Annotated in this window: 12 protein-coding genes and 2 other annotated features; of the genes, 10 read left to right on the top strand and 2 right to left on the bottom strand. The window is 39.0% G+C overall.

Annotated features, from left to right (window positions below; all coding sequences use genetic code 11):
- Window positions 1-57: 57 nt before the first annotated feature.
- Window positions 58-263: a binding site (T-box leader), on the top strand.
- 126 nt (window positions 264-389) lie between these two features.
- The 5 genes from SB717_RS16280 to SB717_RS16260 all read left to right on the top strand — a co-directional run bounded on the left by SB717_RS16280 (window position 390) and on the right by SB717_RS16260 (window position 5,438).
- On the top strand, window positions 390-1,463 hold the full coding sequence (locus SB717_RS16280; RefSeq protein WP_013057698.1) for a bifunctional 3-deoxy-7-phosphoheptulonate synthase/chorismate mutase: 1,074 nt from the start codon (window positions 390-392) through the stop codon (window positions 1,461-1,463).
- 6 nt (window positions 1,464-1,469) lie between these two features.
- Window positions 1,470-1,670, top strand: a binding site (T-box leader).
- A gap of 49 nt (window positions 1,671-1,719) precedes the next feature.
- Window positions 1,720-2,886, top strand: coding sequence for a chorismate synthase (gene aroC, locus SB717_RS16275; RefSeq protein WP_045294879.1), 1,167 nt, complete (start codon window positions 1,720-1,722; stop codon window positions 2,884-2,886).
- Between the two features lie 20 nt (window positions 2,887-2,906).
- On the top strand, window positions 2,907-3,764 hold the full coding sequence (locus SB717_RS16270; protein ID WP_182004826.1) for a prephenate dehydrogenase: 858 nt from the start codon (window positions 2,907-2,909) through the stop codon (window positions 3,762-3,764).
- 15 nt (window positions 3,765-3,779) lie between these two features.
- Window positions 3,780-5,051: a 3-phosphoshikimate 1-carboxyvinyltransferase gene (gene aroA, locus SB717_RS16265; RefSeq protein WP_335442689.1), complete on the top strand. Its 1,272-nt coding sequence runs from the start codon at window positions 3,780-3,782 to the stop codon at window positions 5,049-5,051.
- 141 nt (window positions 5,052-5,192) lie between these two features.
- A complete protein-coding gene (locus SB717_RS16260; RefSeq protein ID WP_013057694.1) occupies window positions 5,193-5,438 on the top strand; it encodes a hypothetical protein in 246 nt (81 codons plus the stop codon).
- Window positions 5,439-5,480: 42 nt separating this feature from the next.
- Here the strand turns inward: SB717_RS16260 and SB717_RS16255 are convergent, their stop codons facing one another.
- Complete coding sequence (locus tag SB717_RS16255) at window positions 5,481-7,025, bottom strand: FAD-dependent oxidoreductase (protein ID WP_216144872.1); 1,545 nt, start codon at window positions 7,023-7,025, stop codon at window positions 5,481-5,483.
- Window positions 7,026-7,152: 127 nt separating this feature from the next.
- Here SB717_RS16255 and SB717_RS16250 point away from each other — a divergent pair, with 127 nt between their 5' ends.
- The 5 genes from SB717_RS16250 to SB717_RS16230 all read left to right on the top strand — a co-directional run bounded on the left by SB717_RS16250 (window position 7,153) and on the right by SB717_RS16230 (window position 11,067).
- Window positions 7,153-7,311: a hypothetical protein gene (locus tag SB717_RS16250; protein WP_410904214.1), complete on the top strand. Its 159-nt coding sequence runs from the start codon at window positions 7,153-7,155 to the stop codon at window positions 7,309-7,311.
- A gap of 366 nt (window positions 7,312-7,677) precedes the next feature.
- Window positions 7,678-8,649: an extracellular catalytic domain type 1 short-chain-length polyhydroxyalkanoate depolymerase gene (locus SB717_RS16245; RefSeq protein WP_045294887.1), complete on the top strand. Its 972-nt coding sequence runs from the start codon at window positions 7,678-7,680 to the stop codon at window positions 8,647-8,649.
- Window positions 8,650-8,988: 339 nt separating this feature from the next.
- On the top strand, window positions 8,989-9,408 hold the full coding sequence (locus SB717_RS16240; protein WP_013057690.1) for a CBS domain-containing protein: 420 nt from the start codon (window positions 8,989-8,991) through the stop codon (window positions 9,406-9,408).
- Between the two features lie 243 nt (window positions 9,409-9,651).
- A complete protein-coding gene (locus SB717_RS16235) occupies window positions 9,652-10,056 on the top strand; it encodes a hypothetical protein (RefSeq protein ID WP_176547923.1) in 405 nt (134 codons plus the stop codon).
- Window positions 10,057-10,113: 57 nt separating this feature from the next.
- Window positions 10,114-11,067 (top strand): sporulation protein, encoded by a 954-nt coding sequence (locus SB717_RS16230; protein ID WP_047932250.1) that lies wholly within the window; start codon window positions 10,114-10,116, stop codon window positions 11,065-11,067.
- Between the two features lie 29 nt (window positions 11,068-11,096).
- Here SB717_RS16230 and SB717_RS16225 read toward each other — a convergent pair whose 3' ends face one another.
- Entirely contained in the window at window positions 11,097-12,422 is a 1,326-nt protein-coding gene (locus tag SB717_RS16225) for a hemolysin family protein (RefSeq protein WP_016764700.1), read from the bottom strand.
- Window positions 12,423-12,780: the final 358 nt, after the last annotated feature.

Below are 12,780 nucleotides of genomic sequence, written 5' to 3'. Positions count from 1 at the left end.
AATCTTAAGGGTGAGTAGGGACTTTTTGTATTTCGGTCCATTATAATTTTATATCCATTACAAGCGATGAAAAGAGCATAGTAGCAAAATCTTCCCTGTAACAGAGAGCTGATGGTTGGTGCGAATCAGTACAAAAGAGATTGCGAATTACATTCTTGGAGCTTTCTTTTGGCGATAGTCAAAAGCGGCAATAGCCGTTATCTTAATGAAGAGGCAAGCAATGCTTGCAATTAGGGTGGTACCGCGATCAATTCGTCCCTACTGATACAATCAGTAGGGACTTTTTGTATATCCGCATAAGCGGCTGTGTAGGTGTAAAACGGGTTTTTCAATACAAACTAATCGAGAAGATCCGTTCAAGGTTATAAAATCAAAGGAGGATTTTTAAAATGACAAAATCACTAGAACAATTACGAGGACAAATCGACGAAATAAATTTAGAAATTTTAGAATTATTAAATAAACGCGGTGAAATCGCACAAGAAATCGGAAAAGTAAAAGGGACACAAGGTGTGAATCGCTTTGATCCAGTTCGTGAACGTAAATCGTTAGATCAAATCTTAGCTAACCATAATGGACCATTCGAAGCTTCAACAATTCAGCATATTTTCAAAGAAATTTTCAAAGCAAGCTTAGAGCTTCAAGAAGACGATCACCGTAAAGCACTTCTTGTATCTCGCAAAAAGAAATCTGAAGATACAATCGTTGACATCAACGGCACAAAAGTAGGTCCTGGAAACTTAGAATTTGTAATGGGACCATGTGCAGTAGAAAGCTACGAACAAGTAAAAGAAGTGGGCTTAGCGCTTAAAGAACAAGGCATTACATTAATGCGCGGCGGAGCGTTCAAACCACGTACATCACCTTACGATTTCCAAGGTCTTGGAGTGGAAGGGTTAAAAATCTTACGTCAAGTAGGAGATGAGCTAGGCCTATCAATTATCAGTGAAATTGTTTCTCCTCAAGATATTGAAACGGCTCTAGACTACGTAGATGTGATTCAAATTGGTGCACGTAACATGCAAAACTTCGAGCTATTAAAAGCTGCAGGTTCTGTAGACAAACCAATTCTTTTAAAACGTGGATTAGCAGCAACAATTGAAGAATTCATTAACGCTGCTGAATACATCATGTCTCGCGGAAATGGAAACATTATTCTTTGTGAACGCGGTATCCGCACATACGAGCGTGCAACACGCAACACATTAGATATCTCAGCTGTTCCAATCTTGAAAAAAGAAACGCATTTACCAGTTGTAGTAGACGTAACGCATTCAACAGGACGCAAAGACTTACTATTACCATGTGCAAAAGCAGCGATTGCTATCGGCGCAGATGCTGTAATGGCGGAAGTTCATCCAGACCCAGCAGTAGCACTATCAGATTCAGCACAGCAAATGAACATTCCTGAATTCCACAAATTCATGGAAGAATTAAAAGGTGCAGCAGTAAAATTATCTTAATTTCATAGTGATACAGTGATAAGAAACTAGTAGCAAACATTTCCCTGTCTCAGAGAGCTGACGGTTGGTGAAAGTCAGTACACAAATGTGAGCGAATTACACTCTTTGAGTACTCTTTTACAGAGCGGTCAGCGGATCGTTAACAATTCGAGGTGGCAAGCAATGTTTGCAACTAGGGTGGTATCGCGAGAAAAACTCGTCCCTATGACGTAGGGGCGAGTTTTTTTATTTTTTATAACAGAAAGGAATCGATAATATGAGATATTTAACAGCAGGAGAATCGCACGGACCTCAATTAACAGCAATTATTGAAGGAGTACCGGCAGGGCTTGAATTAACAGCCGAACATATTAATGAAGATTTAGCAAGAAGACAAAAGGGACATGGGCGCGGACGCCGCATGCAGATTGAAAAAGATCAAGTTCAGATTAAAGGCGGGGTTCGCCACGGTGAGACGCTTGGTTCACCCATTGCTTTAGTCGTTGAAAACAAAGATTTTACTCACTGGAGAAATATTATGGGTGCTGATCCAGTCGATCATGATGCTGAAGTAAAGCGACAAATTACAAAACCTCGTCCAGGTCATGCGGATTTAAATGGAGCGATTAAATACGGTCACAGAGATATGCGAAACGTATTGGAACGTTCATCTGCTCGTGAAACGACGGTACGAGTAGCCACAGGCGCAGTTGCCAAACAAGTACTAAAAGCTGTAGGCGTAAATATTGCGTGTCACGTGCTTGAAATCGGCGGTGTGAAAGCTGAAAAAACGGCATATGAGTCACTGACAGAACTTCAGGAAAAAACAGAAGCGTCACCTGTTCGCTGCTTAGATGAAGAAGCGGGACAGAAAATGATGAAAGCAATTGATGATGCAAAAGAAAATGGAGACAGCATTGGTGGCGTAGTGGAAGTAGTAGTAGAAGGAATGCCTACTGCAGTGGGAAGTTACGTGCACTATGATCGTAAGTTAGATTCAAAGCTAGCTGCTGCTATTATGAGCATTAACGCGTTTAAAGGCGTTGAAATCGGCGTAGGCTTTGAAGCAGCTCGCAGACCGGGAAGTGAAGTCCATGATGAAATTCTATGGGATGAACAAAACGGCTATACGCGTAAAACGAACAACGCGGGAGGTCTAGAAGGAGGCATGACAACAGGAATGCCGATTGTTGTGCGAGGCGTCATGAAACCTATTCCTACCTTATACAAGCCGCTGCAAAGTGTAGATATTGATACAAAAGAGCCATTTGCTGCAAGTATTGAACGCTCAGACAGCTGTGCAGTACCGGCGGCAGCAGTTGTAGCAGAATCAGTGATTGCTTGGGAACTAGCATCTGCTATTATCGATCAATTTGGGGCAGATCGAATTCAGTTAATTCAAGAAAACGTAAAAAAACATGAAGAATACGCAAAGCAATTTTAATGAATAGAGGAGAATGAAAGGTGAAAACACGTGTATTACTTATTGGCGTCGGCCTTATTGGAGGATCATTAGCGCTAGCTATGAAGAAGCATCGTCACGTCACAGTCGTTGGAGCTGATATCAATACAAATGAAGTACAAGTAGCCAACCAGCTAGGTATCGTTGATTATGTAGCTGAAGATATAAAAACAGAAGCAGCCCAAGCAGATTATATCGTGCTTGCTACTCCAGTAGAGTACACGACAGCGTGGATACACGACCTTTCTACTTGGAAGCTTAAAGAAACGGTTATCGTAACGGATGTCGGAAGTACCAAAGGTGAAATTATGAAAGCAGCCCAAGCGCTGAATAAGAAACGTATTTCATTTATTGGCGGACATCCGATGGCTGGTTCTCATACGAGCGGTGCAGTCAATGCACGAGCGGATTTATTTTGTTCGGCGCGCTATATTTTAACGCCGTTTGAAAATGAGCAAAAAGAAAAAATAGATGCGCTTATGCATTTGCTAGAGCCTACAGGTGCACAATTTGTACCGCTTGATGCAGCTACTCATGACCAAATCACTGGAGTTGTCAGTCATTTACCTCATGTGATTGCGACCAGTCTTGTAAGACAAGTAAAAGGATATTCAGCACAGAATCATCTTGTCACGGAAATGGCAGCAGGCGGTTTTCGAGATATTACGAGAATTGCTTCAAGCAATCCTCATATGTGGAGAGACATATTAAAACAAAACCGTTCTATGCTTTTAACATTGCTTGATGACTGGATGAAAGAAATGGAACAAGTAAAACTATTAGTAGAAAAAGGTGACGGTCACGAATTATTTGATTACTTTTCAGATGCCAAAGAATTTCGTGATTCGCTTCACGCATAAAAGGAGAGAAAGATTGTGATAGTAAAAGCTTTACGAGGAACGATTCAAATTCCAGGAGATAAATCTATTTCTCACCGTTCCGTCATGTTTGGTTCAATTGCAGAAGGAACAACAACGATTAACGGATTTTTGCCAGGAGATGATTGCCTTAGCACCATTTCCTGCTTTCAAAAACTAGGTGTAGATATTCAAATGATTGATGAACAAAGCGTCGTGGTAAAAGGAAAAGGTATACAAGCGCTAAAAGAGCCATCTGATATTTTAGATGTTGGAAATTCGGGCACCACGATTCGCCTCATGATGGGGATTTTAGCAAATACACCTTTTCATTCAACGTTAATTGGAGACGAATCCATTGCCAAACGTCCCATGAAGCGTGTGACCGGTCCGCTGCGTGATATGAATATTCATTTAGATGGCCGAGAAGACGCTAATTTTACGCCGCTTGTTATTAGAGGTGGTAAAGCAAAAGGGATGCACTATACATCTCCTGTTGCAAGCGCACAAGTAAAATCAGCTATTTTACTTGCTGGACTGCAGGCAGAAGGAACAACTTCTGTAACAGAACCGGCGAAATCGCGTGATCATACAGAACGTATGCTAGAGGCGTTTGGAGTTAAAGTGGACGAAGAAGGCTTAACCGTTTCAATTGAAGGCGGTCAAACGTTAAAAGGAACGCATGTAGAAGTGCCTGGTGATATTTCGTCAGCTGCATTCTTTTTAGTAGCCGGGGCTATTATTGCAAACAGCCGCATTGAAATTCAAAAAGTTGGGATGAATCCGACTCGAACGGGTATTTTAGATGTGCTTTCAAATATGGGCGCTTTGATCGAGACAGTCAAAGAAACAAAAGAAACAGCGGAACCCTATGCAGATTTAGTTGTAGAAGCTTCTCACTTAAAAGGTACGGAAGTAGGAGGAGACTTAATTCCACGCCTAATTGACGAAATACCAATTATTGCACTAGCTGCCACACAAGCAGAAGGGATTACAGTTATTAAAGATGCTGCAGAGTTAAAAGTCAAAGAAACAAACCGTATTGATACGGTAGTGAATGAGTTAACCAAAATGGGAGCTAACATTGAAGCAACAGAAGATGGAATGATTATTCACGGAGGTACAAAACTTCATGGGGCAAATGTAAACAGCCACGGAGATCACCGTATCGGTATGATGCTCGCTGTTGCCTCTTGTATTGCAGAAGGGGAAACAATTATTGAAAATCGTGACGCGGTATCCGTTTCGTACCCGCAGTTTTTTGCTCATCTAGAGTCTTTACAGCAGTAAATTCCCTTATTATGTTAAAATAGCAGTTTGAAAGTTGTAAGGAATTTATAAAATTAAAACCAATGACTCTATATTTCGCCGGAGAAATCCGATATAATCATTACAACACCTCTAGTATTAAATAGAATTTGGTGAATGATTATGTTTTTGATGATTGTCTACATCGGGGCCATTTTATTTTTTATAAAAATGTTTATGGATCGAGATTTTATTTGGTTTTTGTTTCTATTGCCGTTTTTGATGTTTGTTATGTTTTTTGAAACAGACTATCTTGATCATGTCCCTGAATCTGGAAGGTTAATTATCTTTACGTTTTCTTTTTTAGTCATTTATGCAATGGTTTTAGTGTATAATCGATACTTTAGAAAAGAAGGATGTAAAGAGTAAACTCAAATGTGAATCCATTGATAATGATAAAAAAAGCATGCCCTACGGCGTGCTTTTTTTATCGCTTGAATTGACATCCACTGGTGTGAGCGGCTTTTTAGCAGGGCCTTCTACCACAGATCCGTCGTAAGAGAAACGAGAACCGTGACAAGGGCAGTCCCACGTGCGGTCACCAGCGTTCCAATTTACTTCACATCCTAAGTGCGTACATGTAGTATCAACGCAGTGAAGCTTCCCTTGAGGATCTTTATAAGCCCCCGTACGTTTGCTGTTTACATATACGACCGACCCTTCATCATTTTGAAGCTGATCCAGTCCTTTTTCAGGCATGGAAAACTTACCGGTAATAAAGTGTTCAGCCACATCAAGATTTTGACGAAAAAAATGCTTAAGGCTAGGGTCCGCATAAAAACGAGACGGATTATACAACTCTGCATATGGGTTGTCTTTTCCGGTTATTGCATCCCGGATAATATGTGCTGCAATGGTGCTATGAGTCATTCCCCATTTTTTAAATCCGGTAGCAATAAAGATATTTGGCTTGCTTTCTTTAATGGGACCGATATATGGAATTTTATCAAGCGTAAATAAATCTTGTGCAGACCATTTGTAACGAAAATGTTGAACAGTAAAATTTTCTTCAGCAAACCTCTGAAGGGACTCATAGTGGAACATAGTATTAATTCCTTGTCCAGCTTTGTGGCCTTCTCCACCAATTAAGATGAGTTCTTCTCCGTCAACTTTTGTTGAGCGCAGTGAATGAGTAGGCTGATCAGCACTTAAATACATGCCTCCAGGGTAAGCTTGTTCAACTTTTGCTGCTAACACATACGAACGTTTAGCATACATGCGCGTATAGTAAAAGCCCGCTCCATCATAAAAGGGAAAGTGTGAACATGCCACTACATATTTGCAAGAAATTCGATGTCCGTCTCTTGTGACGACCGTGGGCGACGTGCTTTCTTCTACATCCGTTGCTACGGTGTTTTCAAAAATCAATCCGCCGCTTTCTGTGAATTTTTTTACTAAATGAAGCAGATATTTTAACGGATGAAACTGAGCTTGATCTTTCATAATAGCTGCTGCCCTAATATCAAAACTAAAAGGAAGCTCTGTTGCAAATTCACATGGAATATGTAATCGCTGATAGGCTCGAAATTCTTTGCGAACTCGATGATCAAACTCCAGCGTTTCTCCGTATAAGTAAGCATCTTGTACTGAAAAATCACAGTCAATGTTTTCCGTTTGAATTAAGTTTTTCATAAACTGCAGGGCTTGTTCGTTTGCTTTATAATACAGCAGCGTTTTTTCTTCGCCAATGTGTGAAAGCAGCTCATCGTAGATAACATCATGCTGAGCTGTAATCTTTGCTGTTGTGTGGCCGGTTGTCCCATTTAAAATATTATCAGCTTCAATTAACGCCACGTTCAGTCCTTCTTTTTGTAATAAATAAGCCGTTGTAATACCGCTAATACCGCCTCCTACTACTACAACATCAACTTTTCGATTTTCTGAAAGAGATGGGTATGTTGGAAACTTTAAATGATCGCGCCAGTAGGGCTCAGTATCCTTTGGGATATTTGCCAATTTATTCACCTCCATATGATAAGTCTTATTTTTACCATAGTTTTCTAAAAAATGTATACAAAATAAAGGAATCTACTCTAATAGCAACTCTTTACTATACCTATTTAAACAAAAGGAGGGGAAAAGAGTGATTACAGTCAGCCTTTGTATGATTGTCGCGAACGAAGAAGAAGTTAAACCAGAACATTTGCTCTTCAAGTTTCTTCTTTTTCAACGTGGCTTCCGCATCTGCACCTTGCCATTTGCTTCAATAGAATTGGTGAATAAAAAGCAGAACATGAAATAATAAAGGTTACAGATTTAAACATGCAGAGCAATAAATTCATATAAATGATAGGGAGCATCATATAATAAAAGTATAGATGCTTAATTCGGCAAAAGGTATTTAAATATCAAGGTCCAAATAAAAGGGCAAACGGCATGTTTGTCCTTTTTTCATGATTATAGTGACAATTTTCATATATAGTAATAAAGTATATATATAGCAAAAAAATCCCAATTTTAAAGAATATAAAAAACGGCTTAAAACCAAAACAAGTTGTACTCTTAGAGTATGTAGAACGTGCAAAAAAACGAAATAATATGTAGTATTGTAATACAGGACGTAATTGGGAAGAAAAATGTAAACGTTGACAAAAAGAGGAGGGGTACCATGTTGGGTTCACTACCTAATGTTATAAATACGTCAACGCTCGTGTCTTCAAGTGAACAACAAGAAGCGTCATCTGAATCATTTAAAACATATACTCATAAAGGAAAAAAATTCAAGGTCTATTTACCTAAATCCTATCATATTTTAAAATCTTACCCACTAATGGTTATGCTGCATGGATGTACACAAAATGCAGATGATTTTGCGATAGGCACGCAAATGAATGAGCTCGCTGATGAAAAGGAATTTATTGTCGTATATCCACAGCAGTCTTCTAACTCAAATATGAATAAGTGCTGGAACTGGTTTGAACCGCTTCATCAAATTAGAGGATTTGGCGAGCCAGCTATTATTGCAGGGATTGTAAAAAAAGTCCAAAACATGCACTTTATTCAGAAAAATAAAGTGTTTATTGCCGGTCTGTCAGCAGGAGGAGCCATGAGCATCGTTATGGGGGTAACGTATCCAGAACTGTTTGCTGGAATAGGCGTGTCAGCAGGTATCGAATATCAGGCGGCTCTTAACGTATTTAATGCGTATTCCGTCATGGCCAGTAAAGGTCCTTCCCCCGTTAAACAAGGAAGAATTGCTTATCAGCAAATGGGAAAACGGGCAAAGCCACTGCCGCTCATTGTATTTCATGGCAACGCCGATTCGACGGTAAATGTAGCTAATGCAGATCAAGTGGTTCACCAGTGGATTACAACGAATAATCTTGCTTATAACGGAAAAATAGATGGATGGATTCAGAATAGCCCGGTTAAAACGCGAGAGGAAAAAATTCTCTTTGGACGGGATTATACAACATATCGCTACGAAAGCAGTAAGGGAGAATTGGCTATTGATAAATATATTATCAATGGAATGGGGCATGCATGGTCCGGAGGGAATTCAGCGGGCAGCTATACGGATCCTAAAGGCCCCAATGCTAGCCGAATCATGTGGGATTTTTTCATGAGTCAAAAAGTATAAACAGAGCATATAATGAGGTTCAGTTGCGTTCTTATCGCAGAGAAGAAGAGCTGAAAGCAGCTCTTCCGGCCCTTATTAGTATAAAGAAGCAGCTGCAGGAGCAATCCTTTTAACTAGACGGTTTTTTCTAAAAATTAGGATTTGATTATTTAGAAAACGGGTACTGTAATAAAGAAATAGGAAGCCAAAATTACATAGCTTAGGATTGACAGCTTATAGTTGTAAATGTAAGATAACTGCGAGCTGCATTTTGTATGATTAAAACATTAAAATAAGCCGAAAACTGAACAAATAAATAGAAATTGAAGGATGAGCGAGTAAGGAAAAGGAGATTAAAAAATGAATATTGCATTTTTCTTAGTACCAAAAAGTGATGTTGTAACATTAAATATTCAATCCACATTAAGACAGGCTCTTGAAAAAATGGAGTATCATCGCTATTCTACAGTTCCGCTGGTTGACGATGATGGTAAATATGTGGGCGTTCTTACTGAAGGAGATCTTCTTTGGAAGTTAAAAAGCCTAGGAGACTATCGCTTTCAAGATACGGAAAATATTAAATTAACAGAGATTGACCGCTATCAAGATTATAACCCAGTTGCTATATATGATGAAGTTCAAAACATCCTTTCAAAGGCAATTGACCAAAATTTTGTGCCAGTAACGGATGATCAAGGCGTATTCATTGGAATTGTGAGAAGAAGAGAAATTCTAGAGTTTTATGCAGAAAGCGCAAGTAAAGTGAAAAATCAAATATAAAAAGCCGTCTCTAGATGGCTTTTTTTCTTGTCTTATCTGCCCCGTACATACTCCTAAAAACAGGCTTAGGTCATGGCCCACAGCAATGCACTTCCTTGTACTAGTTTACATAATCTATTTATATATAGGTATTAAATTGCCTATATAAATCTTATTTATAGATAAGGATGGTTTATGTGAGTTACAACAACAAAAACAAGTGTTGCTGGTGTTCTAATCAGTATTATTACAAAACTTCTGGTTATGATCCAAGAAGTAGCCACGAAGGAAAATGCTGTCATAACGATTATAAGCATAACGATCATTGTCCTAAACATGATGATGATCATCGTTCAGGTCATAAAAAATGTCATCATGGCGGGGGTCACGGTGGCGATCATGGCGGTAACCACGGCGGACATCACGGCGGTAACCACGATGGAGGGCATCACAATGGTAACCACAGTGGCTGTCATCACGGCGGTAACCATGATGGAGGGCATCACGATGGTAACCACTGTGGCTGTCATCACGGCGGACATCACGGCGGTTGTAAAAAACGTCATTGCTGCAAAAGACGTAACTGCTGCTGGGGCTGGGTTTTTTAATACCGGAGCTTTGAAGCAACAGAAAGAACTCAAGAAATTGAGTTCTTTTTTTGTAAGTTGAAACTTATAAACGGTATACTTCGTATATATAGTAAGAGCATTTTGGAGGAGGAAAAAAATGTTTAAAAAAATGTTTGCTAAAATTGGAGTTGGAGCTGCCAAAGTGGATTTACGATTAAATGAAACGGCCTATACGCTCGGTCATGTAATTGAAGGAGCTATTGTCATCCAAGGTGGAAACGTTCAGCAACATATTAATTTAATTGATGTTGAATTTTGGCTTGAAGTTCAATTGAAAAGCGGTCAAATGCATACACATCGTGTAGAAAGCCTGCGCGCAGCTTCTTCATTTACAATTAATGAAGGCGAGAAAAAAGAAATTCCATTTACATATCATTTACCTTTGGACCTTCCAATATCTGCGAGCAACGTTAGCTATTTCTTTAAGACACACTTAGATATTGAAGGGGGAGTTGACTCAACAGACCGGGACCCTGTGCGCATTAAAGCTCCAAAAAGCTTATATCAGCTAGTAGAGGGCTTTGAAGCACTTGGATTTAGAGAAAAACATCATTCAGGAAAATTTAACGGATACAAACAAGAATTTTCATTTTTTCCTACAGACTTCTTAAAGGGATATGTAAATGAGGTTGAGTTTGAGGTAGCCATTGAACGAGAAGGGATCCGCGTGCTGTTGGAGCTAGATTTGCCTTCTTTCGGCCGAGAGAGGGAAATAAAAAATGAACTCTTTTTTACAAATGATGAACTAAGCCAGCCATCTACTATCGCTCGTTTGCTGGAAGAAGCGATGGAAGAGATGATGGAGAATCCTCGAGACTATGAATATTATAAGTCTCCTCACTATGATCAGCATTCACACCACCCACGTATGAGCGGGTTAGGAGGAGCAATGGGGGGTTTTGCAGCCGGTATGTTAGGCGGACTGCTCATTGAGAATTTGATGGATGATATGTTTGAAGACTCGGCGCTTGGTGAAATTGGAGAAGATATTGAAGAAGCTGGGGAGGATCTGTTGGATGGAGATTTTTTTGATGAAGGAGACGATTGGTAAAAGGGATTTTGAATAAATAAAAAGGATGATTAATGATGATCATCCTTTTTTTCTTTCTTCTTTCTTTTTTTTACTTCTATATACTTAATGTGAAAATCCTCTATAATCAGAACTTTAAAGTAAAATTGCTCATGCTGAATGATATCATTTTTGGTCACATCAAACTTTTCGGTTAACACCCACCCAGCAATGGTATCTACTTCTTCGTCGCTAATATCCGTGCCGAGTAAATCATTTACTTGGCTAATGAGCATTTTTCCGTCAAGAATATAATGATCGTCTTTAATTTTTTGTACATAAGGAATTTCGTCTGTGTCAAACTCATCTCGAATTTCTCCCACAATTTCTTCAATAATGTCTTCTACTGTGACAAGCCCGGCAGTTCCGCCATATTCATCAAAAAGAATAGCCATTTGAATACGTTCTTTTTGCATCTTTACAAGCAAGTCATGAATGGGTACGGTTTCAATTACTTTAAAAATAGGCTTGACGTATGACTCTAACGTATTGGTGCCGTCTTTTTCGTTGAATACAATATCATTATAAATTTCTTTGATATTAACGAGACCGATTACTTTATCTTTATCCCCATCTTCAACAATTGGATAGCGCGTATATTTTTCGACATTTGCGATTTGCAAAAAAACCTCTACGACGTCGTCTTTGGAAGCACTCACAATTTCCGTACGAGGGACCATTACTTCTTTAGCTAAACGATCATCAAAATCAAAGATTTTGCTCATATATCGATATTCGGATTGATTGATTTCACCGCCTTCGAAGCTCTCAGATAACAAAATACGCAGCTCTTCTTCACTATGAGCAGCTTCATTTTCTGAAATCATCGTTATACCAAAAACCTTGGTCAACATGCGAGCTGAGCCGTTTAATATTTTAATAAACGGATACATAAGTTTGTAAAACACGATAATCGGTTTTGCAAAGTTCAGCGTAATTTGTTCAGCCATTTGAATAGCAAACGTTTTAGGAGCTAATTCCCCCAAGACAACATGTAAAAAAGTAATAACAACAAATGCAATGACAAAAGATAAAATACCAGCAAGCGGCTCATTCGTATGGAAGGTAGTAAAAAGAGGGTGAAGCAACCGATCTAGCGTCGGTTCACCAAGCCAACCAAGCCCGAGAGCCGTGATGGTGATACCAAGCTGACAAGCGGATAGATATTCATCTAGATGCGTAATAACGTGTTTGGCAGAGACGGCTTTTTTATGTCCTTCTTCTAGAAGCTGATTGATTTTTGAACTTCTTACTTTTACAATAGCGAATTCTGTCGCTACAAAAAAAGCAGTTAATGCAATTAAAACTGCGACTAATAGTAATTTTACGGCGATCATCAAAGTCACCACCTTGTATGTAAATGTATATCTTAAGTGTTAGCCAAAGTGGAGAAAACATGTATTAAATCGGGAAAAGAAAAACGCACATAAAAAAACTGCTTCTATCTTTGAAAAGAAAAAGAAGCAGTTTATTATGTTACATGTTCATTTAGGGGAATTAATCTTAACTTTACCATCATGGTCTATCACATATCGGTTCTACAGTTCAACTGACTTTTAGCAAACGTATTGCGAGCGTGTTATGACACCTCCTTTAACTGTAATCCGAGTATATATGATGCATCTCTCACTCCTTTCTATTAGTTAACTGTATTATAATACATAATTAATCAAAATACTACAAATATTCAGAAAA

The organism is Priestia sp. SIMBA_032, from assembly GCF_046535215.1.
In the GTDB taxonomy this organism is placed as follows: domain Bacteria; phylum Bacillota; class Bacilli; order Bacillales; family Bacillaceae_H; genus Priestia; species Priestia aryabhattai.
Note: the sequence above shows the minus strand (reverse complement) of the source record. Positions and strands in the feature narration are given on the sequence as shown.

What these genes read in the sequence shown, in the direction of transcription:
- SB717_RS16235 (WP_176547923.1), top strand. Translation starts at nt 9,652, where the DNA reads ATGATCCAAGAAGTAGCCACGAAGGAAAATGCTGTCATAACGATTATA.
- SB717_RS16230 (WP_047932250.1), top strand. Translation starts at nt 10,114, where the DNA reads ATGTTTAAAAAAATGTTTGCTAAAATTGGAGTTGGAGCTGCCAAAGTG.
- SB717_RS16240 (WP_013057690.1), top strand. Translation starts at nt 8,989, where the DNA reads ATGAATATTGCATTTTTCTTAGTACCAAAAAGTGATGTTGTAACATTA.
- SB717_RS16225 (WP_016764700.1), bottom strand. Translation starts at nt 12,422, where the DNA reads ATGATCGCCGTAAAATTACTATTAGTCGCAGTTTTAATTGCATTAACT.
- SB717_RS16280 (WP_013057698.1), top strand. Translation starts at nt 390, where the DNA reads ATGACAAAATCACTAGAACAATTACGAGGACAAATCGACGAAATAAAT.
- SB717_RS16245 (WP_045294887.1), top strand. Translation starts at nt 7,678, where the DNA reads ATGTTGGGTTCACTACCTAATGTTATAAATACGTCAACGCTCGTGTCT.
- SB717_RS16260 (WP_013057694.1), top strand. Translation starts at nt 5,193, where the DNA reads ATGTTTTTGATGATTGTCTACATCGGGGCCATTTTATTTTTTATAAAA.
- aroC (WP_045294879.1), top strand. Translation starts at nt 1,720, where the DNA reads ATGAGATATTTAACAGCAGGAGAATCGCACGGACCTCAATTAACAGCA.